The organism is Streptomyces sp. NPDC093591 (assembly GCF_044764885.1).
Classification (GTDB): Bacteria; Actinomycetota; Actinomycetes; order Streptomycetales; family Streptomycetaceae; genus Streptomyces.
Genome location: NZ_JBIWIY010000017.1, coordinates 54,764 through 79,584, shown reverse-complemented (window position 1 = coordinate 79,584; position 24,821 = coordinate 54,764). Strand labels below are relative to the sequence as shown.

24 protein-coding genes are annotated in these 24,821 nt (G+C 72.0%); 12 read left to right on the top strand and 12 right to left on the bottom strand.

Translation table 11 applies throughout. From position 1 onward, the window contains the following. Positions 1-302: 302 nt before the first annotated feature. Together ACIREI_RS32070 and ACIREI_RS32065 are read right to left on the bottom strand one after the other, a co-directional pair. Entirely contained in the window at positions 303-611 is a 309-nt protein-coding gene (locus ACIREI_RS32070) for a hypothetical protein (RefSeq protein WP_403340221.1), read from the bottom strand. Between the two features lie 7 nt (positions 612-618). Next, on the bottom strand, positions 619-1,254 hold the full coding sequence (locus ACIREI_RS32065) for an ATP-dependent Clp protease proteolytic subunit (RefSeq protein WP_403340218.1): 636 nt from the start codon (positions 1,252-1,254) through the stop codon (positions 619-621). A gap of 68 nt (positions 1,255-1,322) precedes the next feature. On the opposite strand from ACIREI_RS32065, the gene ACIREI_RS32060 reads away from it, so the two are divergent. Continuing rightward, a complete protein-coding gene (locus ACIREI_RS32060; protein ID WP_403340215.1) occupies positions 1,323-1,610 on the top strand; it encodes a type II toxin-antitoxin system Phd/YefM family antitoxin in 288 nt (95 codons plus the stop codon). Between the two features lie 388 nt (positions 1,611-1,998). Here the strand turns inward: ACIREI_RS32060 and ACIREI_RS32055 are convergent, their stop codons facing one another. Further along, the gene (locus tag ACIREI_RS32055; protein WP_403340212.1) at positions 1,999-2,982 is read right to left on the bottom strand and encodes an ABC transporter permease; all 984 of its coding nucleotides are present in this window, start codon (positions 2,980-2,982) and stop codon (positions 1,999-2,001) included. Between the two features lie 183 nt (positions 2,983-3,165). On the opposite strand from ACIREI_RS32055, the gene ACIREI_RS32050 reads away from it, so the two are divergent. From ACIREI_RS32050 to ACIREI_RS32020, 7 genes are all read left to right on the top strand, one after another. Further along, positions 3,166-3,795, top strand: coding sequence for a TetR/AcrR family transcriptional regulator (locus ACIREI_RS32050; protein WP_403340209.1), 630 nt, complete (start codon positions 3,166-3,168; stop codon positions 3,793-3,795). 132 nt (positions 3,796-3,927) lie between these two features. Beyond that, positions 3,928-4,230: an urease subunit gamma gene (locus ACIREI_RS32045; protein WP_010355509.1), complete on the top strand. Its 303-nt coding sequence runs from the start codon at positions 3,928-3,930 to the stop codon at positions 4,228-4,230. 11 nt (positions 4,231-4,241) lie between these two features. Continuing rightward, entirely contained in the window at positions 4,242-4,553 is a 312-nt protein-coding gene (locus tag ACIREI_RS32040) for an urease subunit beta (RefSeq protein ID WP_067028474.1), read from the top strand. Next, positions 4,546-6,267, top strand: coding sequence for an urease subunit alpha (locus ACIREI_RS32035; RefSeq protein WP_403340205.1), 1,722 nt, complete (start codon positions 4,546-4,548; stop codon positions 6,265-6,267). The genes ACIREI_RS32040 and ACIREI_RS32035 overlap by 8 nt, the downstream gene beginning before the upstream one ends. Positions 6,268-6,280: 13 nt before the next feature. Then, positions 6,281-6,955, top strand: a complete 675-nt coding sequence (locus ACIREI_RS32030; RefSeq protein WP_403340203.1) for an urease accessory protein UreF — start codon at positions 6,281-6,283, stop codon at positions 6,953-6,955. A 168-nt stretch (positions 6,956-7,123) separates the two neighbouring features. Continuing rightward, complete coding sequence (ureG, locus tag ACIREI_RS32025) at positions 7,124-7,801, top strand: urease accessory protein UreG (protein ID WP_403340200.1); 678 nt, start codon at positions 7,124-7,126, stop codon at positions 7,799-7,801. Next, complete coding sequence (locus tag ACIREI_RS32020) at positions 7,789-8,559, top strand: urease accessory protein UreD (protein ID WP_403340198.1); 771 nt, start codon at positions 7,789-7,791, stop codon at positions 8,557-8,559. The genes ureG and ACIREI_RS32020 overlap by 13 nt, the downstream gene beginning before the upstream one ends. 400 nt (positions 8,560-8,959) lie before the next feature. Here the strand turns inward: ACIREI_RS32020 and ACIREI_RS32015 are convergent, their stop codons facing one another. The 6 genes from ACIREI_RS32015 to ACIREI_RS31990 all read right to left on the bottom strand — a co-directional run bounded on the left by ACIREI_RS32015 (position 8,960) and on the right by ACIREI_RS31990 (position 16,696). Then, positions 8,960-9,685 (bottom strand): lysophospholipid acyltransferase family protein, encoded by a 726-nt coding sequence (locus tag ACIREI_RS32015; RefSeq protein ID WP_403340196.1) that lies wholly within the window; start codon positions 9,683-9,685, stop codon positions 8,960-8,962. Between the two features lie 359 nt (positions 9,686-10,044). After that, positions 10,045-11,277, bottom strand: a complete 1,233-nt coding sequence (locus ACIREI_RS32010) for a PP2C family protein-serine/threonine phosphatase (protein ID WP_403340193.1) — start codon at positions 11,275-11,277, stop codon at positions 10,045-10,047. 88 nt (positions 11,278-11,365) lie between these two features. Continuing rightward, entirely contained in the window at positions 11,366-13,825 is a 2,460-nt protein-coding gene (locus tag ACIREI_RS32005; RefSeq protein WP_403340190.1) for a SpoIIE family protein phosphatase, read from the bottom strand. Between the two features lie 191 nt (positions 13,826-14,016). Then, positions 14,017-15,234 (bottom strand): ornithine--oxo-acid transaminase, encoded by a 1,218-nt coding sequence (gene rocD / locus ACIREI_RS32000; RefSeq protein WP_403340187.1) that lies wholly within the window; start codon positions 15,232-15,234, stop codon positions 14,017-14,019. After that, entirely contained in the window at positions 15,234-16,043 is an 810-nt protein-coding gene (gene ddaH, locus ACIREI_RS31995) for a dimethylargininase (protein WP_403340184.1), read from the bottom strand. Before ddaH ends, rocD begins: the two co-directional genes overlap by 1 nt. Positions 16,044-16,198: 155 nt before the next feature. Further along, positions 16,199-16,696, bottom strand: a complete 498-nt coding sequence (locus ACIREI_RS31990; RefSeq protein WP_302002606.1) for an Lrp/AsnC family transcriptional regulator — start codon at positions 16,694-16,696, stop codon at positions 16,199-16,201. Positions 16,697-16,785: 89 nt separating this feature from the next. Here ACIREI_RS31990 and ACIREI_RS31985 point away from each other — a divergent pair, with 89 nt between their 5' ends. From ACIREI_RS31985 to ACIREI_RS31970, 4 genes are all read left to right on the top strand, one after another. Beyond that, positions 16,786-17,550, top strand: coding sequence for a LytR/AlgR family response regulator transcription factor (locus ACIREI_RS31985; protein ID WP_403340181.1), 765 nt, complete (start codon positions 16,786-16,788; stop codon positions 17,548-17,550). 2 nt (positions 17,551-17,552) lie between these two features. Next, the gene (locus ACIREI_RS31980) at positions 17,553-17,912 is read left to right on the top strand and encodes a hypothetical protein (protein WP_403340179.1); all 360 of its coding nucleotides are present in this window, start codon (positions 17,553-17,555) and stop codon (positions 17,910-17,912) included. A gap of 178 nt (positions 17,913-18,090) precedes the next feature. Beyond that, a complete protein-coding gene (locus tag ACIREI_RS31975; protein ID WP_403340178.1) occupies positions 18,091-19,803 on the top strand; it encodes a cation acetate symporter in 1,713 nt (570 codons plus the stop codon). Then, a complete protein-coding gene (locus tag ACIREI_RS31970) occupies positions 19,800-21,005 on the top strand; it encodes a sensor histidine kinase (RefSeq protein ID WP_403340176.1) in 1,206 nt (401 codons plus the stop codon). Before ACIREI_RS31975 ends, ACIREI_RS31970 begins: the two co-directional genes overlap by 4 nt. A 3-nt stretch (positions 21,006-21,008) precedes the next feature. Here ACIREI_RS31970 and ACIREI_RS31965 read toward each other — a convergent pair whose 3' ends face one another. From ACIREI_RS31965 to ACIREI_RS31955, 3 genes are read right to left on the bottom strand one after another with little or no spacing between them, the layout of a single operon-like run. Next, a complete protein-coding gene (locus tag ACIREI_RS31965; protein ID WP_128430451.1) occupies positions 21,009-21,197 on the bottom strand; it encodes a hypothetical protein in 189 nt (62 codons plus the stop codon). A gap of 13 nt (positions 21,198-21,210) precedes the next feature. Next, complete coding sequence (locus tag ACIREI_RS31960; protein ID WP_403340173.1) at positions 21,211-23,304, bottom strand: protein kinase; 2,094 nt, start codon at positions 23,302-23,304, stop codon at positions 21,211-21,213. A 56-nt stretch (positions 23,305-23,360) separates the two neighbouring features. Beyond that, positions 23,361-24,773 (bottom strand): DUF6777 domain-containing protein, encoded by a 1,413-nt coding sequence (locus tag ACIREI_RS31955; RefSeq protein ID WP_403340171.1) that lies wholly within the window; start codon positions 24,771-24,773, stop codon positions 23,361-23,363. Between the last annotated feature and the right edge of the window lie 48 nt (positions 24,774-24,821).

Genomic DNA, 24,821 nt, shown 5'->3' with positions numbered 1-24,821 from the left:
GGATCTTGACGCACGGATGAACGAAAAACCCAACGGAACCGGGGATTTGTGGCGTTACTCACCACTCGCCCGTTCGGGTGGACACCCCCGTGTTCGACCGGGTGTCCAGCTGCTCGACGAGCCTCGGACCAGCGATGGAGCCTTCCATTCCGCTTTGGGGTCATGCCTGTTGCGCAACCGGAGGAGCGCGTAAAAGGGCAGGTTGCTACGCCGAAAGTGGGTACGCCTTTTGGTTCGTTTCGACGTCCATCCGGACGCCTCGTCCGTGGGCCGAGGCGTCCGGAATCGTTCTGCACCAATCGTCAACTGTCGGAGCGCGGAGGCACCCTGACGCGGGCCGTGCGGCGTTCCCCGTCCAGCACGCGCAGCGCACGCGCCAGCGTGGGGGAGTGCAGTTCGGTCTCGCCCCGCTGGTGCATCACCGCCAGCGCGTCCCGCAGCTCGGTCGCTTTGCCGACGAGCGCCTGGGCGGCGCGCAGTCCGCGGTAGGTGTCGCCGTGCCGGGTCGGATTGATCCGGCCGAGCAGGTCCACCACATCGAGGTAACGGTCGATCAACTCCCCCTCCGCGCGCGTCAGTGCGGGCAGCGGCGGCAACTCGGGTGGAAGCACCGGTCGATCACCGCCCCGTGGGCGGGGCGAGGGTGGCCTTGCGGCTGGGGATGATCCGGTCCACCAGCCCGTACTCCAGCGCCTCCTGGGCGCTGAGGATCTTGTCCCGCTCGATGTCCCGGTTCACCTGCTCGCGGCTGCGCCCGGTGTGCCGGGCGAGCAACTCCTCCAGGCGGGCCCGAATACGCGTCAGTTCGTCGGCCTGGATGGCCAGATCACTCGCCTGTCCCTCGATCGGCTCGGGCAGCCCCGGCTGGTGGATCACCATCCGGGCCCCCGGCAGCGCGAAGCGCTTCCCCGGGGTGCCCGCGGCCAGCAGCACCGCCCCGGATGCCCCTGTCTGGCCCAGGCAGATCGTCTCCACGTCGCAGGTGACGAACTGCATCGTGTCGTAGATCGCCGTCATGGCGCTGAACGAGCCGCCGGGCGAGTTGATGTACAGCGAGATGTCCTGGCCGGGGTCCTTGTGCTCCAGGTACATGAACTGGGCCATCACGTCGTTCGCCGAGATGTCGTCGATCTGCGTGCCGAGGAAGACGATGCGCTCCTCCAGCAGCTTCGAGTACGGGTCCTGGGTCCGGGTGCCGTGACTCGTGCGCTCGGTGAACTCGGGCAGCACGTGACGGGCGGTCGGTCGGGTCATGGCTCACGCTCCCTTGCCGGGGTGCCTGTAAAAAATGTACAGGACGTACATGACGTAATGTGGGGAGCATGGCCTACGAGATTCCGGTGACGCAAGCCAGGGCTGAGCTCGCCGAACTGATCAATCGCGTGGTGTACGGCGGCGAGCGCGTCGTCGTGACGCGGCACGGCAAGCCCCTCGTCGCCCTTGTGTCCGCCTCTGACCTCGAACGACTGGAGAAGCTCGGGGAGCCTGCGGACCTCGCCGAGGAGCAGGTGATCAGCGCGGTCTCCAGCGTCCGCGAGGTGGCGTCCGCTCCCCGCGAACGGCAGCGGTTCGGAATCGCGGCCGAGCATCGGGGGGCGGGTCCCTCGTAGCGCCGGACTTATGGCGCCGCCCTCGTAGAGCCGGCCTTCGGACTTCCGGAAACAACAGGACCGTGCACCCCGTCCGCTACGGAGGACGGGGTGCACGGTCGTTTCGGTGTGGCCGGGGTGGGGCCGACGAGCGCGGTCAGCCGACGGTGGTCAGTTCGCGCTCGGTCGCGGGTGTGTCGGTCTTGGTGTGCGTCTTGAGGGCGTTCCCGAGCAGGACGGCTCCCAGGCCGAGTGCTGCCCACCAGGTCAGTGTCAGGGCGGGGCCTGTCGCTGCCGCGCCGTCGACGTACGACGCGGGGCGCAGCAGGGTGGCGCCCGCGTCCGGTGGCGCCCATTGGCCGATGGCGCCCGTCGGCTGGGGCGGCAGCTGTGGCGCCGTCGAGCGCGGTCAGCCGACGGTGGTCAGTTCGCGCTCGGTCGCGGGTGTGTCGGTCTTGGTGTGCGTCTTGAGGGCGTTCCCGAGCAGGACGGCTCCCAGGCCGAGTGCTGCCCACCAGGTCAGCGTCAGGGCGGGGCCTGTCGCTGCCGCGCCGTCGAAGTACGACACGGAGCGCAGCAGGGTGGCGCCCGCGCCCGGCGGCAGCCATTGACCGATCGCGCCCGCCGGCTCGGGCAGCAGCTGTGGCGCCGACGAGGCGCCGGAGAAGGGGTTGCCGAACAGCATCACCACGGCCGACACGATCCCGCTGCCGGCGGGGCCTACAAGGGCGGCCAGTCCTGCCACGCCGGCGCTCACGGCCAGTGTCGCCAGGCCCAGTGCCCCGGCCTCGGCCCACCAGTCGCCGGTGAGGACTCCCAGCCAGCTGTGTGCGATCGCCGCCGCGGCCAGGCCGACCAGCGCGGCGGCGCCGACCAGGGCGGTCACGGCGCGCAGGCCGCGCAGTCCGAGCAGGGTCGCCAGCACGCCGGCCGCGATACCGGCCAGCGCCAGCGGCAGCACGCTCGAGGTCAGGGCCGCGCCACGCGGGTCCTTCTCGGGAGCGGGAACGACGTCGACCGTCCTGACCGGGGTACCGGCGGCCGACGCCTGCTGGGTCACCGCCTGCTGGAGCAGCTGGGCGACGACCGGGCCCGCCGCCGACGCGGTCAGCAGTTCGGGGCCCTGGGCGGTGACGACGATCGCGCCGTATACGGTCCGGTCCTCTATGGCGTCCCGTGCGGCGGCCGCGTCGGCGTAGCGGTGGATCTCGAACGCGCCCTCGTGCCGGCCCAGCTGCTTCTCCACCTGGGCCGTGGCGGCGGCCGGTCCGGCCACGCCGAGCGGCAGGTCGCGGGGGGCCGTTCGGGCGGCGGGCCAGGCGAAGGCCCACAGGGCGAGGGCGGCCAGGACGGGGACGAGGACGACGACCGCGATCAGGCGGCGGGTGGACATGGGAACTCCCTGAGGGTTCGAGTGAGAGGGCTTGGCTGGGCGCGCCCGACTGAGAGGGCCCGACGGGAGGGCCCGACGGGAAGGGTCCCGTCAAAAAGAAGGATCGTTCGTTTTAGTTATGTCGCTACCGTCCTGCGCAGGCGGCTTCTTGTCAAGAAGGAATGTTCGTTTTACGTTGGTGACATGGCCCGCGTATCCCAGGCACACCTCGACGCCCGCCGCCGGCAGATCCTCGACGGCGCCGCGATCTGCTTCGCCCGCAACGGCTTCCACGCCACGTCCATGCAGGACGTCCTGAAGGAGGTCGATCTCTCCGCGGGGGCGGTGTACCGGTACTTCAGCGGCAAGGAGGAGCTGATCGGCGCGATCGTCGCCGAGGTGCTCGGATCGGTCCGCGCGGCCTTCGAGGAGGCGGCGCGGCAGACCCCGCCCCCGCCCCCGGACGAACTCATCACCTCGGTCCTCGGCAGGACACTCGCCGCCCGCGATTCCCTGGTCGTCGACGGGCGCCCCGCGTTTCCGCGCCTCGTCATCCAGGTGTGGACGGAGACGCTGCGCAACGAAGAGCTCGCGGCCGTCCTGCGCGAGGGCTACGGCTCGGTGCGCGCGTCCTGGTCGAAGATCGTCGAGGGCTACCAGAAGGCCGGGATGATGCGGACGGATGTGGAGCCGGACCATGTGGCCCGCACGATGATCTCCGCCGTGCTGGGCTTCATCGCGCAGCAGTCCCTGTTCGGGCCCGCCCCGGTCGAGGTCCTCCGGGACGGTCTGCGCGCGTTGATGAGCATGCGGGACGAGTCCGCCACGCCCTGATGGATCACAGCTCGGTTAACTTGCTTGAAACTCGGTCCAACTAGCCTGCCGATCCACGCCACCAGGGACTTTGCCCGGCGGCTGAGGCAACCGGACCCCGCACGGTCCGGAGCGAGGACTGTGAGGTGGGACGTGCAACTGACCCCGCACGAGCAAGAGAGGCTGCTCATCCACGTGGCGGCCGACGTGGCCGAAAAGCGCCGCGCCCGTGGGCTGAAGCTCAACCACCCCGAGGCGGTCGCCCTCATCACGTCGCACATCCTCGAAGGCGCCCGTGACGGCCGTACGGTCGCCGAGCTCATGGCCTCCGGGCGCAAGCTGCTCACCAGGGACGACGTCATGGAGGGCATCCCCGAGATGATCCACGACGTCCAGGTCGAGGCGACCTTCCCGGACGGTACGAAGCTCGTCACCGTCCACGACCCGATCGTCTGAAGGGGGCGGCGATGATTCCCGGAGAGATCCTCTTCGCCGACGGCCCGATCGCCTACAACGAAGGCCGTGAGGTCACCCGTCTGACCGTCCTCAACGCCGCCGACCGGCCCGTCCAGGTCGGCTCCCACTACCACTTCGCCGAGGCCAACCCCGGTCTGGACTTCGACCGCGCCGCAGCCCGCGGCAAGCGGCTGAACATCGCCGCCGGCACCGCCGTGCGCTTCGAACCCGGGATCCCCGTCGACGTCGAACTCGTCCCGCTCGCCGGCGCCCGCGTGGTGCCCGGCCTGCGCGGCGAGACCGGAGGTGCCCTCGATGCCTGAGATCTCCCGCGCCGCGTACGCCGACCTGTTCGGCCCGACCACCGGTGACCGCATCCGGCTCGCCGACACCGACCTGCTGATCGAGATCGACGAGGACCGTTCCGGCGGTCCCGGACTCGCCGGGGACGAGGCCGTGTTCGGCGGCGGCAAGGTCATCCGCGAATCCATGGGCCAGTCCCGTGCCACGCGTGCGGACGGCACCCCCGACACCGTCATCACCGGCGTCGTGATCATCGACCACTGGGGCATCGTCAAGGCCGACGTCGGTATCCGCGACGGCCGGATCACCGGCATCGGCAAGGCGGGCAACCCCGACACGATGGACGGGGTACATCCGGATCTGGTCATCGGCCCGGAGACGGAGATCATCGCGGGCAACGGCCGGATCCTGACGGCCGGGGCCATCGACGCGCACGTGCACTTCATCTGCCCCCAGATCGCCGACGAGGCCCTCGCCTCCGGCATCACCACGCTGATCGGCGGCGGCACCGGACCCGCCGAGGGCTCCAAGGCGACCACGGTCACGCCGGGCCCTTGGCATCTGGCCCGGATGCTGGAGGCGATGGAGGAACACCCCGTCAACTTCGGCCTGTTGGGCAAGGGCAACACCGTCTCCCACGAGGCGATGCTGTCCCAGATCCGGGGCGGCGCGCTCGGCCTCAAGCTGCACGAGGACTGGGGCTCCACCCCGGCCGTCATCGACGCCTCGCTGACCGTCGCCGACCGGACCGGCATCCAGATCGCGATCCACACGGACACGCTGAACGAGGCCGGCTTCGTGGGCGACACGCTCGCCGCGATCGCCGGACGCGGCATCCACGCGTACCACACCGAGGGTGCGGGCGGCGGGCACGCGCCGGACATCATGACCGTCGTCTCCGAGCCGCACGTACTGCCCAGTTCGACCAACCCGACGCGGCCCTTCGCCGTCAACACCGCCGAGGAACACCTCGACATGCTGATGGTGTGCCACCACCTCAACCCGGCGGTGCCGGAGGACCTCGCCTTCGCCGAGTCGCGGATCCGGCCGTCGACCATCGGGGCGGAGGACATCCTGCACGACCTCGGCGCGATCTCGATCATCTCGTCGGACTCGCAGGCCATGGGCCGGGTGGGCGAGGTCATCATGCGGACCTGGCAGACCGCGCATGTGATGAAGCGGCGGCGGGGCGCGCTGCCGGGGGACGGGCGGGCCGACAACCAGCGGGTGCGGCGCTACGTCGCCAAGTACACGATCAACCCGGCGGTCGCCCAGGGGCTCTCCCACGAGGTGGGTTCCGTGGAGAGCGGCAAGCTCGCCGACCTGGTGCTCTGGGAGCCGGCGTTCTTCGGTGTCAAGCCGCACCTCGTCATCAAGGGCGGGCAGATCGCGTACGCGCAGATGGGCGACGCCAACGCGTCCATTCCGACGCCGCAGCCGATCCTGCCCCGGCCGATGTTCGGCGCGATCGGACGGGCGCCCGCCTCGAACTCCGTCAACTTCGTGGCGCCGCTCGCCATCGAGGACGGGCTCGTGGAGCGGCTCCAGCTCGGGAAGCGGTTCGTGGCCATCGAGTCGACGCGTGCAGTCACCAAGGCCGACATGCGGCAGAACGACGCGCGGCCCGACGTACGGATCGATCCCGACAGCTTCGCCGTGCACATCGACGGGGAGCTGGTGGAGGCCACGCCCGCCGCCGAACTGCCCATGGCCCAGCGCTACTTCCTGTTCTGAGAGCTGGGTTTCGATGTCACGGGCAGCACTTCTCGTCCTCGCCGACGGCCGCTTTCCCGCCGGGGGGCACGCGCACTCCGGCGGGGCGGAGGAGGCCGTCAAGGCGGGTCGGATCAGCGGGGCCGCGAGCCTGGAGGACTTCTGCCGGGGGCGGCTGCACACGGCGGGGCTGGTCGCGGCCTCGCTCGCCTCTGCGGCCGCGCTCGGCGTGGACGCGGTCGCCTTGGACGAGGCCGCCGATGCCCGTACGCCGTCGCCCGCGTTGCGGCTCGCCGCACGGAAGCTGGGGCGGCAGCTGATGCGGGCCGCTCGGGCGACGTGGCCGTCCCCGGAGCTGGATGACCTCGCGCGGCGGTTTCCCAAGGGGGCCCATCAGCCGGTTGTGCTGGGGGTCGTGGCCCGGGTGGCGGGGTTGGGGGCCGTCGAGGCGGCTTACTGTGCGGCGTACGAGAGTGTGAGCGGGCCGGCTTCCGCGACGGTGCGGTTGCTGAGTCTTGATCCGTTCGACGCCACGGCGGTGCTGGCTCGGTTGGCGCCGGAGCTGGATCGGGTGGTGGACCGGGCGGTGGAGGCGGGGCGACTGGTCGTCGACGGGGGAGTCGACGAGTTGCCTGCCACTTCGGGGCCGTTGCTGGAGATCGGGGCGGAGGTGCATGCGGCTTGGGGTGTGCGGCTGTTCGCCTCCTAGGGTTCTTTCGCCCCCGCCGCCCCTACCCGTCCCATCCCCCAGGGGCTGCCGCCCCTTCGACCCCGCCCCTGGGGGCTGCCGCCCCCAGACCCCCGCTTTCGGCCTGAACGGCCTCGTCCTCAAACGCCGGACGGGCTGAATGAAGCCCCGAGTCCAAAGGAGCCGCCCATGCACCTCGACCACTCCCACCACGGCCCCTCCGCCGTCAGTGCCGACGCTCACCGTCCCGACGGGGCGCGCCGTGCGCTGCGCATCGGGCTCGGGGGGCCCGTCGGGTCCGGTAAGACGGCCACCGTTGCCGCGCTCTGCCGTGCCCTTCGTGACGAGCTCTCCCTCGCCGTCGTCACGAACGACATCTACACGCGTGAGGACGCCGAGTTCCTGCTGCGGGAGGCCGTGTTGCCGCCCGAGCGGATCACCGCCGTGGAGACGGGGGCCTGTCCGCACACCGCCATCCGGGACGACATCTCCGCGAACCTCGAAGCCGTCGAGGACCTGGAGGACGAGGTCGGCCCCCTCGACCTCATCCTCGTCGAGTCCGGCGGGGACAACCTCACCGCGACCTTCTCCAAGGGGCTCGTCGACGCGCAGATCTTCGTGATCGACGTCGCCGGTGGGGACGACATCCCGCGCAAGGGCGGACCCGGCGTCACCACCGCCGATCTGCTCGTCGTCAACAAGACCGACCTCGCGCCGTACGTGGGCTCCGACCTGGCGCGGATGGCGGCCGACGCCAAGACGCAGCGGGCCGAACTGCCGGTCGTCTTCCAGTCGCTGCGCAGCGAGCCCGGCGTGCGCGACGTCGCCGACTGGGTGCGGACGCGGCTAGCGGCGTGGACGGCGTGACCGTGACAGGTGGCGTACGGGCCGTCGCGCGGATCGCCGCCCGGGACGACGGGCGGGGCGGCACCTCGCTGCCCGTGCTGGAGGGTGACGGGCCGCTGGCGCTGCGGCGGACCCGGGGGAGCGGCGCCGAGGCGCGGGTCATGCTCGTCGGGGCGATGAGCGGGCCTCTCGGCGGCGACCACTTCACCGTGGAGGCCGACGTTCAGGCCGGCGCCCGGCTGCGCGTCGGATCGGCGGCCGCCACCATCGCGCTGCCGGGACAGAGCAAGGGCGAGGCCCGTTACGACGTACGGCTCTCCGTCGCCGACGGGGGCGAACTGCACTGGCTGCCCGAGCAGTTGATCTCCGCCCGAGGCAGTGATCTCTACGTCACGACACGCGTCGACGTCGGTGCGGCGGGGCGGCTCGTACTGCGTGAGGAGCAGGTGCTCGGGCGGGTGGGGGAGGAACCGGGCCGGCTCAGCAGTCGGATCCGGGTGAGCGTCGCGGGTCGGGTCGTACTCGATCAGGAGCTTGTCTGCGGTCCCGGTGCACCGGGTGGCTGGGACGGGCCCGCCGGACTCGGCGGCCATCGGGCCGTCGGCCAACTCGTCGTCGTCCGCCCCGAGTTCGCCGAGTCTCCGGTGGCGGCTCGGGTGCTGGGGGAGAGCGCCGCCGTCCTACCGCTCGCCGGTCCCGCCGTGTTGGTGAGCGCGGTGGCGGCGGACGCGCTGCGGCTGCGCGGGGTGCTTGACGGGGTGCTTGAGTCTCTCGGCTGAGCATGCCGGGTGGATCCGTTCCCGCCGTGTTGGTGAGCGCGGCGGCGGACGCGTTACGGCTGCGCGGGGTGCTTGAGTCTCTCGAATGAGCCTCGCCGGGTGGGCGCCTGTCTCTCGGGCGGAGGTGCGTCTTCGTCGAGTCCGGGCGCGCCCCCCGTCGGTTCTGTCGGGCGGGTGGCTCTTGCGCCGGGCCTGTTGGGCTGCTCGGCTCCTTCGGGCGGTCCTGCTGGAGCCGTCCGTGCCGGGCGGGTCGCCCGGCGCCTTCGCGAACTCTGCCGGGGCGGCTGCCGCTACCGTCGGGCGGGCATCGGCGGGCGGCAGCCCGCACCTTCGCCGGGTGTCGGTCGTGGTGTCGCCCGCCGTCAGGTCGCCGCCCCGGCCTGCCGGACGACACGACACGTCAACTGATGGGCATCCGGGGGAACTTGCGATCCTTCTCGGCCTTGGCGGCGGCCTCCTCGGCCTTGGCGACGGCCGCGTACTGGTCGACGTACTCCTGCTCGGAGAGCGAGAGGATCGCGTACATGATCTCGTCGGTCACCGCGCGCAGGATCGCCTTCTCGTTCTCCATGCCGGCGTAGCGGGAGAAGTCGAGGGGCTCGCCGAAGCGGATCGTCACCGGGTGGAGGTTCGGAATGACCTTGCCCGGCGGCTGTGCCTCGAACGTGCCGATCATGGCGCAGGGGATGACCGGGACCCCGGCCTTGAGAGCCATCACGGCGACGCCGACCTTGCCCTTGTAGAGGCGGCCGTCGTGCGAGCGGGTGCCCTCCGGGTAGATGCCGAGGAGTTCGTCCTTGCTCAGGACCCCGAGCCCCTCGCGGATCGCGGCCTGGCCCGCCTCCTTGCCGGTGCGGTCGACCGGGATCTGCCCGGCGCTGCGGAAGAAGGCCGCGGTCAGGCGTCCCTTGATGCCCGGGCCCGTGAAGTACTCCTTCTTCGCGAGGAAGGTGATACGGCGCTTGAGCATCGCCGGCATCAGGAAATGGTCGGAGAACGACAGGTGGTTGCCGGCGACGATGGCCGCGCCGGTGGCCGGCACGTGCTCCAGGCCCTCTATTCGAGGGCGGAAGACCAGTCTCAGCAGAGGTCCCAACAACACGTATTTGAGTACGTAGTAGAACAAAGGGGTCGCTCCTCACTCCGGCGGATCAGTTCCTACCGCCGCGTTCTGGCAGGTCAACCGGCGTGCCGTGGGGCTGCCAGTGTAGGCGCAGGGGTGACAGGCCGGAACCGGGTCGGGTCGTGCGGATGCCGACCGACACCGAATGTCCCGAGTGGAGGTCAGGAGATCGGCCGTCGGCGTGACTTGCGGGTGGGGAGGACCGCCGGACCAGCCTGGTGTCATGGGCAGGGGCGCGGCAACCCGATGGCGCGGTTTGGCGTGATCACGGTGACCGGGTGGCAGGGCGCCCGCACTTGCGCGGAGCCTTCTGGTCTGCTCGTTCATCTGCTCCTTTGTCTGCTCCTTCTTCTGTTCGTTCATCACAGCCGCACGATGATCAGCGCCGTGTCGTCCGTCGCGCCTCCCGGCGGCAGCAACTCCAGCAGGACGGAGTCGGCGAGCGGTTCGGGGTCGGCCTGGCGGTGGCGCACGAGGGAGTCGGCCAGGCGGGCCAGGCCCGTGTCGATGTCCTCGCGGCGGCGTTCGATCAGGCCGTCGGTGTACAGCGCCAGCGTGGCGCCGTCGGTGAAGCCGGTGACGGCCTGCGGTCTCGGCATCGGATCGGGGCGGGCGTCCAGCGGCGGGTCGGTGGCCAGGTCGAGGAACTCCACGCGGCCGTCGGCGTGGACCAGCACCGGCGGTGGATGGCCCGCGCTGCTGTAGGTGATCGTGTGGGCGTCGAAGTCGACGAACGTGGTGACCGCGGTGGCCGATTCGGCGCCGTCGACGACATGGGCGTACCGCCCCAGCACATCGAGCGCCTGCGCCGGGCCGTCGGCGACGCGCGAGGTGGCGCTGAGCGCGCTGCGCAGCTGACCCATGACACCGGCGGCCTCCAAGCCGTGGCCCACCACGTCGCCCACGGACACGCCGATACGGTCGCCGCCCACCAGGTCGACCACGTCGTACCAGTCGCCGCACACGTTCAGCGCGCCGAGCGCGGGCCGGTAGCGCACGGCCGCCCGGTGGTTGCGCACCTGCCGGCCGGCGGGCAGCATCGCCTCCTGCAGCGCCAGGGCCACCTCGCGCTCGCGGGCGTGGGCCTGCCGCAGCCGTTCGTTGAGCTCCTGCAGCTCGCGGGCGCGGGTGTACAGCTCGGCCTCCAGGACCCGCGCCCGGGAGTCACCGCCCTGGGTGCCGCGGAGGCGGATGAGCTCGGTGACCTCCTCCACCCGGTGCACGATGAGGGCCACCCGCCCGTCGGGGCCGAAGACGGGCGCGTTGACGGGGCTCCAGTAGCGCTCCTCCCAGTGGCCGGGGCGCACGGGGTCCTCGACGTCGTAGCGCTGCAGGGCCATGGTGTCGCGCTCGCCGGTGGCCACCACGCGCAGCATGGACGCCTGGACGTCGCGCATGCCGGTGGCGGCGGGGTCGTTGGGGTTGTCGGGGAAGACGTCGAAGATGTACCGGCCTACCAGCTGTGCGCGGGTGCGCCCGGACAGGCGCTGGAAGTCCTCGTTGGCGTCGGCGTAGACCAGTTCCGGGGTCAGCAGCGCCACCATGCCGGGCAGGCCCTGGAACACTGCCTCGTAGTCGATCGCCTTCTCGTTCATGGCTCCCGCCTCACCACCGGGATCAGACCAGTTTCCCACGGTGTATGACTTATGTGCCGATCCGGTGCGTCTGTGTGAGTAGGACTGGTCAGGGCGACGGATCCGTCAGGGACTGCTCGGCCCAGATGATCTTCCCCTCGGGGACGAAGCGGGTGCCCCACCGCTGGGTGAACTGCGAGACCAGCAGCAGCCCGCGCCCGCCCTCGTCGGTGGTCCGCGGATGGCGCAGATGCGGGGCGGTGGCGCCGCCGTCGAAGACCTCGCAGATCAGCGCGCGCTCCCTGATCAGGCGCAGGCGGATCGGGCCGTCGGCGTACCGGATCGCGTTGGTGACCAGCTCGCTGACGACCAGTTCCGTCGTGAAGGCGAACTCCTCCAGCCCCCACTCCGACAGCTGCCGGGTCGCCGTCTTGCGTGCGTCGGCCACGGCGGCCGGGTCGGTCGGCAGGTCCCAGTCGGCGACCTGATCGTTGCCGAGGAGGCGGGTGCGGGCCATCAGCAGGGCCACGTCGTCGTGCGGGCGGTCCGGGACCAGCGCGTCGACCACGGTCCGGCAGCGCAGTTCGAGCGAGTCGGCGCGCCGTTCCAGGGCCGCCCGCAGCCGGTCCCGGTCGGCGTCGATGGCCCAGTCGTCCCCGCGCGCGAGCAGCCCGTCGGTGTGCAGGGCGAGCGTGCTGTCCGCCGGCAGGGCCAGTTCGACCGACTCGAACGGGGGGCCGCCGACCCCGAGCGGCGCTCCCTGCGGCAGATCGACGAAGGTGACGCCGCCGTCGGGCCGCACGACCGCCGGCGCCGGGTGGCCCGCGGCCGCCATGGTGCACTGCCCGTCGACCGGGTCGTAGATGACGTACACGCACCCGGACCCCACGGACTGGGCGATGGCGGCCTCCTCCGCGCCCATCTGGACGGCCTCCTCCCGGGCCGACCGCGCGACCAGGTCGTCGAGGTGGGCCAGCACCTCCTCGGGCGGCAGATCCAGCAGGGCGAGGGTGCGTACGGCGGTCCGCAGCCGCCCCATCGCCGCGGCGGCGTCGATGCCGTGCCCGGGCACCTCGCCCACCACCAGGGCGACGCGGGCGCCCGACAGCGGGATGACGTCGTACCAGTCGCCGCCGAGGCCGGTGAGCTCGTCGGCCGGCCGGTAGCAGGCGGAGACCTCCAGGGCGTCCTGCTCGGGCAGCTGGTGCGGCAGCAGGCTGCGCTGCAGGACGAGGGCCGCGTCGCGCTCGCGGGTGTAGCGCCGGGCGTTGTCCACACAGACGGCCGCCCGCGAGACGAGGTCCTCCGCCAGGTTCAGGTCGTCCTCCTCGAAGGACTCCTGGCGGTGGCGGCGGAAGAAGGTCGTGACGCCCAGGGTGACGCCCCGCGCGCGGATCGGCACGATCATCACGCTGTGCAGGCCCAGCTCCAGGAAGATGGCGGCCCGCCCGCCGCGCGCGTGCTGGGTCCACGCCTCGCCGAGCGGGTCCAGTCTCTCCTCGCGCCACGACCTGGCCGTCCTCAGACAGCGGATCGGAGGCGAGTCCGCCGGATAGGTGACCACCTCGCCGATGTCGACGACGGCCTCCGGCACCCGCGCGGTGGCCGAACGGTGCCCCGCGCGGCGCAGCGGCACCGGACCCCTGTCGCTCAGCGGCCCGGCGGTGGGCTCCCCGCCCCGCAGCACCGACTCCAGCAGGTCCACGGTGACCAGGTCGGCCAGTCCCGGTACGGCCACGTCGGCCAGCTCCTGAGCGGTCCGGGTGATGTCCAGGGAGCGGCCGATGTGCTCGCCGGCCCGGTCGAGCAGGGCCAGGCGCTGCCGGGCGCGGTGCCGGTCGGTGATGTCCTCGACCGTGTAGTACACGCCCATCGGGTGGCCGTGGCCGTCGTCGAGCCGGGTGAACGACATCATGTGCGCGGTCTCGCGCAGCGGTGCGGAGCGGGCGTGGCCCACGTGCTCGTAGCCGACGATCGGCTCGCCGGTCGTCAGCACACGGCGCATCTGCGCCTCGATGGACTCGGCGTCCAGACCGGGCTGGATGTCCGCGAGCCGCAGACCGAGCCGACGGGCCGGCGGGCCGCCGCCGTACTGGGCGAGGGCGCTGTTCGACCAGACGTAGCGCAGGTCCGTGTCGACGATGGCTATGCCCACGGGGGAGCGGGCGACCATCTGCTCCAGCACGGCCCGGCTCATGTCCCAGCCGGGCGCCTCGTCGAGCTCGGACAGGAGCGCGAGCCACCGCGAGGGCCCCTGGCTGTCCCGGGCCGCGGTGATCCGCACCATCAGCCTGACCGGCAGCCCGTCCCTGCGCAGGGCGGTCAGCAGCCCCGCCCAGCCGCCTTCCACGCGGCACCGCTCGATCAGCTCCGGCACCCGGCCCGCGTCGTCGGTGCTCAGCAGCTCGGCGACGCTCCTGCCCACCGCCTCGGAGGCCCCGTACGCCAGCAGCCGCTGAGCATCCCTGGTCCACCCCGTCACCCGGCCCTGCGCGTCAAGCAGCACAGGCACGGCGTCCGCCACGTCGAACCCCTGCCGGGCAACGCCCCGCTCCTCGTGTGTGCCCACGGCCGACCTCTCTGTCGCTGAGAGCGGTCTACCACCTCATGTCCCCATCTTCACCCTTCCGGTCAACGCTGCCTCTTTGCGGGGGCCGGGCGTGGGGGGGGCGGGGGTGAGGAAGCGGGGTCCTGGAGTGGAGCCCTGGCGGGGTGGCGTCCAGGACCGGGCCGGCGTACCGGCCCGGCATACCGGGACGGCTACGCCAGCACCTTCTCCAGCGCCCCCAGCGCCCCCGTCAGCTCCTCCGCCGTGATCGTCAGTGGTGGGGCCAGGCGGATCGTGGAGCCGTGGGTGTCCTTGACCAGGACGCCCTCGCGCAGGAGGCGTTCGCCGATCTCCCGGCCCGTGCCGACCGCCGGGTCGATGTCGACGCCCGCCCACAGACCCCGTGCGCGGAAGCCGACGACGCCCTTGCCCAGCAGGGCCGCCAGGCCGCCCCGCAGGACCACGCCCAGCTCGGTGGCCCGGCGCTGGAACTCGCCCGTCTCGAGGAGCTCGACGACCGCCGTGCCGACCGCTGCGGCCAGCGGGTTGCCGCCGAACGTCGAGCCGTGCTCGCCCGGGCGCAGCACGCCGAGTACGTCACGGCGGGCCACCACCGCCGACACCGGCACGATGCCGCCGCCCAGCGCCTTGCCCAGCAGCAGCACGTCCGGGACGACCGCCTCGTGCTCGACGGCGAGGGTACGGCCCGTGCGGCCGAGGCCCGACTGGATCTCGTCGGCGATGAACAGGCAGCCCTTGCGGCGGGTCAGTTCGCGCACGCCGGTGAGGTAGCCCTCGTCCGGGATGAGGACGCCCGCCTCGCCCTGGATCGGCTCCAGCAGCACCGCCGCCGTCGTCTCGTCGACCGCCGCCTCCAGCGCCGCCAGGTCGTTGTACGGCACGATCCGGAAGCCCGGCGTGAAGGGGCCGAAGCCCTGCCGTGCCGTCTCGTCCGTGGAGAACGACACGATCGTCGTCGTACGGCCGTGGAAGTTCTCCGCGGCGACCACGATCGTCGCCCGGTCGGCCGGGACGCCCTTCACCTCGTACGCCCACTTGCGGGCCACCTTGATCGCGGACTCGACCGCTTCGGCGCCCGTGTTCATCGGCAGCACCATGTCCAGGCCGGTCAACTGCGCGAGCCGCTCGGCGAATTCGGCCAGCTTGTCGTTGTGGAAGGCGCGGGAGGTGAGGGTCAGCCGGTCGAGCTGTCGGTGCGCCGCCTCGATCAGCGCCGGGTGGCGGTGGCCGAAGTTCAGGGCCGAGTAACCGGCCAGCATGTCGAGGTAGCGGCGGCCCTCCACGTCCTCCACCCAGGTGCCCTCGGCGCGCGCGACGACCACGGGCAGCGGGTGGTAGTTGTGCGCCAGGACCGGCTCCTCGGCGCGGATCAGGTCGGCGGACGAGCGGGTGGTCACGGGAGCGGTCATCAGCGGATCTCCTGAGTGCAGCACTTGATGCCGCCGCCGGCCTTGCGGAACTCCGACAGGTCGACGGGGACGGGGACATAGCCGCGGTCGGCGAGGGCGGAGGTGAGCGCTTCGGCCTGGGGCGCGATGAAGACGTTGCGGCCGTCGGAGACGGAGTTCAGGCCGAAGGCCAGGGCGTCGTCGAGGGTGGCGAGCACGGCGTCCGGGTACAGCCGCGCCAGCACCTCACGACTGCCCGGCGAGAACGCCTCCGGGTAGTACGCGATGTTGTCGTCGTCGAGGACGAACAGCGCCGTGTCCAGGTGGTAGAAGCGCGGGTCCACCAGCGTCAGGCTGATCACCGGATGGCCGAAGAACTCCTGCACCTCGCGATGGGCCTCGCGGGTCGTCCGGAATCCGGTGCCGGCCAGCACGTACCGGCCCGTCCAGACCAGATCGCCCTCGCCCTCACAGACGGACTCCGGGCGGTACACGTCGTAGCCCGCCGTCTTGAACCAGGTGTCGTAGTGCGTGGACTCGGGGCGCCGCTCCGGCGCGTGGAAGAGGGAGCCGAAGACACGGCCGCCCACGACGACCGCCGAGTTCGCGGCGAAGACCATGTCCGGCAGGCCGGGCGCGGGCTCCACCGTGTCGACGGTGTGGCCGTGGGTCCGGTAGGCGCTGATCAGCGCCTGCCACTGAGCCTGGGCGAGATCGACGTCGACGGGGGCGTCGGGCCGCATCCAGGGGTTGATCGCGTACTGCACGGCGAAGTGTCTGGGTTCGCAGACGAGATACCGCCGCCGGCGCGGCACACGGGAGTCGGGCACAGAGGGGTTCCTCCGCTTCCTGTGAGTGTCGACTGAGGGTTGACACCAAGGTAGGAACTGCCGGATACGAGCGACAAGGAAGGAATATTGCGTGTCCACGCAGGAATCCTGCGTAGTTTCTTCGACAGACGCAGGCCTGCTGCGCACCGCGAGGTTTAACGGGACGTCTGCTCGGGCGCGGGCTGGCTCGCGCCCGCCTCGGGGCTCTCCGGGAGCAGATGGGACAGCACCATCACGCTGATCGTCTTCCGGATGAACGGCTCGACGCGGATCCGCTCCAGCACCTCCTCGAAGTGCTCCACGTCCCGCGCCCGCACATGCAGCAACGCGTCCGCGCCGCCCGTCACCGTCATCGCCGCGGTGATCTCCGGATGGTTGCGGACCACCTCCGCCAGCCGCCGCGGCGGGGCCGCGCCCTCGCAGTACACCTCCACGTACGCCTCCGTACGCCAGCCCAGCGCCGACGGCCTGACCGTCGCCGTGAACCCGGTGATCACACCCGTGTCGCGCAGCCGGTCCACGCGCCGCTTCACCGCCGTCGCGGACAGCCCGACGCTCGTGCCGATCTCGGCGAAGCTCGTCCTGGCGTTAGCCATGAGGGCGGTGATGATCTTCCGGTCGAGTTCGTCGAAGGACGCCGCGCCGCTGTTCATGAGGGCACTGTAAGCGGCGCGATACGCAGCGCGAACGTCCACCGGGAGCACATGTGCAAGCGTGCGAATTACTCCTACACTCCGGGTTCATGCTGCGCGCCCTCGCTGTCGACGACGAACGCCCCTCGCTGGAGGAGCTGCTCTACCTCCTGAACGCCGACCCCCGCATCGGCAGCGCGGAGGGCGCGGGCGACGCGACCGAGGCGCTGCGCCGGATCAACCGCGCCCTGGAGTCGGGGCCGGGCGGGCCCGAGGCGATCGACGTGGTCTTCCTCGACATCAACATGCCCGGCCTGGACGGCCTGGACCTGGCCCGGCTGCTCACCGGGTTCGCCAAGCCGCCGCTGGTCGTGTTCGTCACCGCCCACGAGGACTTCGCCGTGCAGGCCTTCGACCTCAAGGCCGTCGACTACGTCCTCAAACCCGTCCGCAAGGAGCGCCTGGCGGAGGCGGTCCGCCGCGCCGTCGAACTGCGCGCCGCGGAGCTGCGCGACACCGCCCCCCGCATACCCGTCAGCGAGCCCGACCCCGACCACATACCCGTCGAGCTCGGCGGTGTGACCCGCTTCGTCTCCGTCGACGACATCACCCACGTCGAGGCCCAGGGCGACTACGCCCGCCTGCACACCGACAAAGGCAGCCACCTCGTCCGCATCCCTCTGTCGACCCTGGAGGAGCGCTGGCGCGCCCGCGGCTTCGTCCGCATCCACCGCCGCCATCTCGTCGCCCTGCGCCACATCGGCGAGCTCCGCCTGGACGCCGGCACCGTCAGCGTGATGGTCGGCTCCGAGGAACTCCAGGTCAGCCGGCGGCACGCGCGCGAACTGCGGGACCTGCTCATGAGGAGACCCTGACGATGCCCAGCAACCCCGCCGACCGCCGCGTCGTCGTCACCGGCCCGCCCCGGCAGGCCCGCCGCGTCTCCGGCTACTACCGCCCGCGCACCGAGATCGACGAGCAGACCACCCTCGGCCACACCTACGTCCGCTCCCTGATGCGCACCCAGTTGCGCAGCGCCCTCGCCGTGTTCGCCGTCCTCGGCCTGCTCGTCGGCCCCCTGCCCCTGCTGTTCGCCGCGATGCCGGCCTCCCGCCACCTGGAATGGGCGGTCCTCGGCTTCGGCCTCTACGCACCGCTGGTCCTGCTGGCCCGCTGGTTCGTGCGCCGCGCGGAGCGCAACGAACGGGACTTCGTACGGCTCGTCGAAGACCGCTGAGCGCTCCGCTGGAAGGCCGGGATATGCCGTCGATCGTCCGCAGCGCCATCGTGGCCGGCCGCGCCCACGCGGCGGAGCCGCACATGGATACGGCCCCGGCCCCTTCAGGGCACCGCAGAACCGCAGCCCACTTCGCCCGACCTGCCCAGACCGCTGAGCCAGAGGAACCGATGCGGCCGTGAACTCCAGCTACGTCGTCCCCGCCGTCGCCCTCGTCGTCCTCGCGACCATCCTCGTCGGCGCCTTCGGCCTGCGCATCTCCCGCACCACCTCCGACTTCTACGTCGCCTCCCGCACCGTCGGCCCCCGCCTCAACGCGGCGGCGATCAGCGGCGAATACCTCTCCGCCGCCTCCTTCCTCGGCATCGCGGGCCTGGTCCTCGTCCAGGGCCCGGACATGCTCTGGTACCCGGTCGGCTACACCGCCGGATACCTCGTCCTGCTCCTCTTCGTCGCGGCCCCGCTGCGCCGCTCCGGCGCCTACACCCTCCCCGACTTCGCCGAGGCCCGCCTGTCCTCCCCGGCGGTACGGCGGCTCGCGGGCGCCTTCGTCGTCGGCACCGGCTGGCTGTATCTGCTGCCCCAGCTCCAAGGCGCCGGGCTGACGTTGACCGTGCTCACGGAGGCGCCCGACTGGCTCGGCGGAGTGATCGTCGCCGTCGTCGTGGTCGCCATCGTCGCCGCCGGCGGCATGCGCAGCATCACGTTCGTGCAGGCCTTCCAGTACTGGCTCAAACTCACCGCCCTGCTCGTCCCCGCCCTCTTCCTGATCCTCGCCTGGCAGGGCGACGGAGCGCCCCGCCACGCCTTCGACGAACCGGCGACCTTCCGCCAACAGAGCGTCGTCCGCGTCGACGACACCCTCAACATGAAGCTCGACCGCCCCCTGACCGTCACGGTGACCGGCACCATCGACGGCCGCAGCCACGAAGACAAGCAGCTCCGGCTTCCCGCCGGCACCCACCACATCGAGGGCGGCACCCGCCTGACCTTCGCCAAGGGCGCCGAGGTCCCCGAACCCGACCGCTCGGCCAACGGCGACCTGTCCCCCTCGCAGGCCGAGAGCCGCGGCGAACGCCCGCTGTACGCCACGTACGGCCTGATCCTCGCCACCTTCCTGGGCACCATGGGCCTGCCGCACGTCGTCGTCCGCTTCTACACCAGCCCGCACGGCGTCGCCGCCCGCCGCACCACCGTCGCCGTGCTCGGCCTGATCGGCGCCTTCTACCTGCTGCCCCCGGTCTACGGTGCCCTCGGCCGCCTCTACGCCCCCGAACTCACCCTCGCCGGCGACGCGGACGCCGCCGCACTCCTCCTGCCCGACCGCATGATCGGCGGCCTGGGCGGCGACCTGCTCGGCGCACTGGTCGCGGGCGGCGCCTTCGCCGCGTTCCTGTCCACGGCATCGGGCCTGACCATGGCCGTCGCGGGCGTCCTCACCCAGGACGTGCTCCCGTCCCGGGGCGTACGGCACTTCCGGCTCGGCACGGTCCTCGCCATGGCCGTCCCGCTCGCCGCGAGTGCCCTGGTCGGCGGGCTGCCGGTCGCCGACGCGGTGGGCCTGGCCTTCGCGGTCTCCGCGTCGTCCTTCTGCCCGCTGCTCGTCCTCGGCATCTGGTGGCGGCGGCTCACCCCGCCCGGCGCCGCGGCCGGGATGCTGGTGGGCGGCGGCTCGGCGCTCCTCGCCGTCGCCGCGACGATGGCGGGCTTCCCCGGCTCCGGGGCGCTGCACGCCCTGCTCGCCTGGCCCGCGCTCTGGTCGGTGCCCCTGGGCTTCCTCACCATGATCCTGGTGTCCCTGGCCACCCCGGGCCGGGTACCGGCCGGGACGGCGGCGATCCTGGCGCGGTTCCATCTGCCGGAGGAGCTGCGGGCGGAGGTGAAGGCATGAGCGGATTCATCGCGGGCCTGTGCGTGGCGATCCTGCCGTTGCTCGCCGCCGGCTTCTGGCTCGGCCGGCGCACCACCCGCCCCGAGAACCTCGGCGACCTCGGCACCCCCGTCGAACACGCCACCTTCGAGACCCTGCACACCGCCTCCCTCGCCGCGCCCCCGCTGCGCGCCGGCCTCACCGAGGAGACCGCCCGCAAGTCGGCCCGCAGGCTCCGCTCACTGCTCGGCACGGACGCGCTGTGCCTGACCGACGAGAAGCGGGTCCTCGTCTGGGACGGGGTCGGCGGACATCACCGTACGCAGATCATGGAACTCCTCGCCGGACCCCTGGAGTCGGGCCGCGGCGAGGCCTTCCCGCTCACCTGCGACACCCCCGACTGCCCCGTGCGCTGGGCCGTGGTCGCCCCGCTCACCGTCGACGACCGCGTCCACGGCGCCCTCGTCGCCTGCGCGCCCCGCGAATCCGCGGTGCTCGTGCGGGCGGCCGGCGAGGTGGCTCGCTGGGTCTCCGTCCAGCTGGAACTGGCCGACCTCGACCAGTCCCGCACCCGCCTGATCGAGGCCGAGATCAAGGCCCTGCGCGCCCAGATCTCACCGCACTTCATCTTCAACTCGCTCGCGGTGATCGCCTCGTTCGTGCGCACCGACCCCGAGCGCGCCCGCGAACTGCTCCTGGAATTCGCCGACTTCACCCGCTACTCGTTCCGCAGGCACGGCGACTTCACCACCCTCGCCGACGAACTCCACGCCATCGACCACTACTTGGCGCTGGTCCGGGCACGCTTCGGCGACCGCCTGTCGGTCACCCTCCAGATCGCCCCGGAGGTACTGCCGGTCGCCCTGCCCTTCCTCTGCCTCCAGCCGCTCGTCGAGAACGCCGTCAAGCACGGCCTGGAGGGCAAGGCCCACAAGTGCCGCATCCAGATCACCGCGCAGGACGCCGGCGCCGAGGCCCTCGTCGTGATCGAGGACGACGGCGCCGGAATGGACCCCGCCCTGCTGCGCCGCATCCTCGCCGGCGAGGTCAGCCCGTCGGGTGGCATCGGGCTGTCCAACGTCGACGACCGGCTGAGGCAGGTGTACGGCGACGACTACGGCCTCGTCATCGAGACCGCCCTGGGAGCGGGCATGAAGATCACCGCCCGGCTGCCGAAGTACCAGCCGGGCGTGCACTCCGCAGGGCGGCTCACCCGCGAGTGAGACTCAGGTGCTGCGGCTGGCGACCATCCCCAGCGTGATCAGCCCCAGCACCACCCACCCGAACCACAGCCAGCCATTGCTCCCGAGCGCCACCGTGTAGGCCGTCACCACGACGAGTCCGCCGACGGTGAGCACCCCCATCGCTTTCGTAGAACCGTCCGTAGAACCGCTGGAACCGCTAGAACCGGGCATCGCAACACCCTCCTCATGGTTCGTCCCCCTCCATGGTGCCCCCGTTCTGCCTCCGGACGGTGCACACGACGAAATGAGTGCCGTTCTTCCAGGACCCCTCGCTCGTCCAGGAGCCCGCCGTGTACACGGAAGGGTCGAAGCCGTACTCGCCCGGCGGCACCTCCCGGGCGCACGCCGTGTCCGACTCGGTGCGTGCCTCGGCCGGCGTGACGTCGGCGCCCAGTCGGGTGAATCCGAGCACCTGCTCGTCGTGCGGACCCGCGCAGGACACCAGGCGGGCGTCCCGCTGGGACCGGACATCCAGACAGTCCCGCCGCTGCATGGTCGCCGTGTCCGCGAAGGCCGACCCCGCCTTCCGATGCTCGCCCAGCGGCCCGTACACAGGCCCGTGCGCGCCCAGCACCAGACAGGCGGTGCGCCGCCCGGCCGCCTCGAACCCCGCCCGAGTCGGTACGACGGCGAAGCCGCGGACGTCCGCGAGCCGCCCGCGGATCTCCGCCGTCCGCTCCTCGCACGCCGCCGGCCCCTTCTCGCGCGCCTCGGCGGCGGACGCGGCCGCCACCAACGCCATCACCTGCCCGTCCGGCGCCTTCGCCCCGCAGCTGGGATCCACACTCAGCCGGGGCGTGCCCTGGAAGGGGACCGCGCCGGGCCAGTCGGCGAGCACGCAGTCACCGGCCCTCAGCGGATCACCGAGCCCGACGGCGGCGCCGTACGGCCGCTGCGCCCCGCCGGTCTCGGAGCCCTGCGCCATGGCGTACCAGACCCCGGCCCCCGCGAGCGCCAGCCCGAGGAGTCCCGCGAGAACCGCGTGCAGGACGCGGGGACGGGTACGACGCCGCGCACCGGGCCGGTCGAGGAAGCCCGGCAGCCCGCCGGGTTGTGCGGCCACGGAACCCGGGCCTTGCGGCTGACCGCCGGGGTGCCAGGCCATGGGCTCTGCCTCTTGTGGCCGGTCGGGATGCCAGGCCGTAGGCCCTGCCTCGTGCGGCCGGTCGGGCTTCCAGTCCGTAGACCCCGGCGCCTGCGGCCCGCCGGACTGCCCGGCCAGGTAGTCCGCGCCATGCGCGTTCTCAGCCTGCTCGGACGTGGGACGGAAGCCCTGTCCGCCACCGGGCCGATCCGGCGTCGGCTGCGCGCCGAAGCCCGCCGCGTCGGGCGCGGACCCCGGCGCCGGCACCGCGCCACCCCAGTGCGGCTGCGAACCGAGGTCGGTCTGGGTCCGCGCGTACGCGTCGACCTCCGGCGTGACGATCCGCGACAGCGCCTCCTCGGCCTGCGCCGCGGACATCCGCCGTTGCGGATCCTTCTCCAGCAGCGCCCCGAGGACGGGGCCCAGAGCGCCGGCCCGCGTGGCCGGCCGGGGCTCCTCCATGACCACTGCCGTGATCTCCGCCAGATGTGACGCGCGGTCGAAGGGAGCCCGGCCCTCGACGCCGTAGTACAGCGTGCAGCCCAGCGAGAACAGATCGGTGGCCGGCGTGGGCGCCCCGCCCGTGACCCGCTCCGGCGCCAGATAGCCCGACGTCCCCACGAGCACCGATGCCAGCGTGTACCGCGTCTCCCCGGCGTCCGGCTGCACCGAGATGCCGTAGTCGGTGAGCAGCACCCGCCCGTACGGCGCCCCGGTGCGGTCCGGCGCCAGCAGGATGTTCGCCGGTTTCACGTCCCGGTGCATCACGCCCCGCTCGTGACCGGCGGTCAGCGCGTCTAGTACGGCGAGCCCGACGCGGGCGCACTCGGCGGGCGCGAGCGGGCCGCGCCGGTCGACGAGATCACGCAGGTTGACGGCGCCGGCCACGTACTCCATGACGATCCATGGCAGCCCCTCGTGCTCCAGCACGTCGTGCACGGTCACCACATGCGGATGCCCGCGCAGGCCCGCCGCGTGCCGGGCCTCCGCGCGGGCGCGGGCCACCCGGGCCTCGCGCTCGTCGGCCTCGGCCGGGTCCCGGAACACGATCTCCTTGAGCGCGACCTCGCAGGCCAGTCTCTGGTCGTGGGCGAGCCAGACATGGCCCATTCCACCGCTGCCCAGCCGGTTCAGCAGCAGATAACGGCCGGCGATGACCCGGCCCACTCCCGACGTCGATGATCCTGAAGGCATCCGGTGACTCCCGGGTTCCGCGATCTGCAGGGGCGCTGCGTGGTGGCGTGCGGTTGCTATGCGTTCGTGGGCGAGGCGGGCTCGCCCGTGGACGGGGCGCCGGTCGCCGGATCGGTCGTGGCGGGCACGCTCGTCTCGGGCGGCGGGACGCTGCTGGTGACCGGGGCGCTGGTCGGGGGCGAGCTCGTGGTCTGCGGTGGTGGGCTGGTCACGGGCGTATCGGACGCGGGTGGCGAGCTGGACGTGGGGTCCTTGGGGGGCGGGGGCGGGGCGGAGGTGGGCGGAGGATTCGAGGAGGGCGGAGCGGAGGACGAGGGCGGCGGCGTCGAGGTGGACGGCGAGGATGGGGAGGACGGGGAGGACGGGGAGGACGGGGAGGACGGGGAGGACGGCGGCGGCGACGGCGGCGGTGTCGAGGTCGGATCCTTCGTCGGCTGCGGCGTCGGCCCCGAGCCCGGAGGCGTGGACGTCACACCGGACGAATCACCGGAAGCGCTGCCCCCGGCAACGCTCACCATCACGTACTCCCCGAACCGCAGCTCGGTCCCGGCCGGGGGGTCCGACGCCGTGACCCGGGCGTCGTCCGGCGGCAGCCCCCCGCCGCCGTAGGCGACCGCGAGCCCCTCGCCGACCAGGTGCCGACTGGCCTGCCCGAACGTCTTCCCGGTGAGGTCGGGCACCGAGCGCCGCGCCCGCGTGTCGAACGCGGTGTCGTCCTCGCCCGTGGTGCCGACGGGGCGGTCGATGCCCCGGTCCGGTTCATGGACGTCGACGAGAGCGAGCCGCTCCACTTCCCGCCCGGCGGGCCGCACGGCCACCACGGACGCCTTTTCGTACCCCTTCCACTCCTCGTTGCGGTCGTCGAATTCGACCTTTATCCGGGTCGTGTCACCCTCGAAGGGCCGCAGCGGATTTCCGCACGAACACTTCACGGCGGGAAGCCCTTCCGTATCGACGAGAATCGCGATTCCCGTCTGAAGAAGTGCGTTGAAGGGGACGGCCTTGCCCTTTTTGTAGTCGTGGTTCTTCACGAGAGTGTCGTGACGCAGGAGTACCGGCGTGAGGCGATCCAGATAATCCGGAATCCGGTCGGTGGTGAGCGAGAGCGCCACTGCCCACGCCTGCGCCTTCCGCTCGTTGGCGGGATCGGTGAGGAACCGTTTGAGCCGTACGACGTCACAGATCGTCGGTTGCTTGGAACCCCCGTACAGACCAGGAGTGTCCCCCTGCTGCAGGCCGCCGTGCGCCGTCCGCGCCCTGACCTGCTGGTCTCGCCCCAGCCCCTGGCTCTCGTCGAAGAACGGCGCGAGCGACGGAACGCCCGAGGCCACCGCCCTCACCGCTGCCCACGGTGCGTCCCGATCGCACCCGCTGAGCATCGGACTGAGCACCATGACGATGACGGACAGGACGGTGATCTTCCGAATCCCCGATTTCCCGGCCCTGTGCACGAAAACGCGAAGCGCCATTACCGCTCCCCCCGGCGGTTCCCCCGACGCGCTTCATGCTACTGAAAG

Excerpts from the sequence above, each read along its gene's own strand:
- ACIREI_RS32065 (WP_403340218.1), bottom strand. The coding sequence starts at position 1,254 with ATGACCCGACCGACCGCCCGTCACGTGCTGCCCGAGTTCACCGAGCGC.
- ACIREI_RS32060 (WP_403340215.1), top strand. The coding sequence starts at position 1,323 with ATGGCCTACGAGATTCCGGTGACGCAAGCCAGGGCTGAGCTCGCCGAA.
- ACIREI_RS32055 (WP_403340212.1), bottom strand. The coding sequence starts at position 2,982 with ATGTCCACCCGCCGCCTGATCGCGGTCGTCGTCCTCGTCCCCGTCCTG.
- ACIREI_RS32050 (WP_403340209.1), top strand. The coding sequence starts at position 3,166 with ATGGCCCGCGTATCCCAGGCACACCTCGACGCCCGCCGCCGGCAGATC.
- ACIREI_RS32040 (WP_067028474.1), top strand. The coding sequence starts at position 4,242 with ATGATTCCCGGAGAGATCCTCTTCGCCGACGGCCCGATCGCCTACAAC.
- ACIREI_RS32035 (WP_403340205.1), top strand. The coding sequence starts at position 4,546 with ATGCCTGAGATCTCCCGCGCCGCGTACGCCGACCTGTTCGGCCCGACC.
- ACIREI_RS32030 (WP_403340203.1), top strand. The coding sequence starts at position 6,281 with ATGTCACGGGCAGCACTTCTCGTCCTCGCCGACGGCCGCTTTCCCGCC.
- ureG (WP_403340200.1), top strand. The coding sequence starts at position 7,124 with ATGCACCTCGACCACTCCCACCACGGCCCCTCCGCCGTCAGTGCCGAC.
- ACIREI_RS32010 (WP_403340193.1), bottom strand. The coding sequence starts at position 11,277 with ATGAACGAGAAGGCGATCGACTACGAGGCAGTGTTCCAGGGCCTGCCC.
- rocD (WP_403340187.1), bottom strand. The coding sequence starts at position 15,234 with ATGACCGCTCCCGTGACCACCCGCTCGTCCGCCGACCTGATCCGCGCC.
- ACIREI_RS31990 (WP_302002606.1), bottom strand. The coding sequence starts at position 16,696 with ATGAACAGCGGCGCGGCGTCCTTCGACGAACTCGACCGGAAGATCATC.
- ACIREI_RS31985 (WP_403340181.1), top strand. The coding sequence starts at position 16,786 with ATGCTGCGCGCCCTCGCTGTCGACGACGAACGCCCCTCGCTGGAGGAG.
- ACIREI_RS31980 (WP_403340179.1), top strand. The coding sequence starts at position 17,553 with ATGCCCAGCAACCCCGCCGACCGCCGCGTCGTCGTCACCGGCCCGCCC.
- ACIREI_RS31970 (WP_403340176.1), top strand. The coding sequence starts at position 19,800 with ATGAGCGGATTCATCGCGGGCCTGTGCGTGGCGATCCTGCCGTTGCTC.
- ACIREI_RS31965 (WP_128430451.1), bottom strand. The coding sequence starts at position 21,197 with ATGCCCGGTTCTAGCGGTTCCAGCGGTTCTACGGACGGTTCTACGAAA.
- ACIREI_RS31960 (WP_403340173.1), bottom strand. The coding sequence starts at position 23,304 with ATGCCTTCAGGATCATCGACGTCGGGAGTGGGCCGGGTCATCGCCGGC.
- ACIREI_RS31955 (WP_403340171.1), bottom strand. The coding sequence starts at position 24,773 with ATGGCGCTTCGCGTTTTCGTGCACAGGGCCGGGAAATCGGGGATTCGG.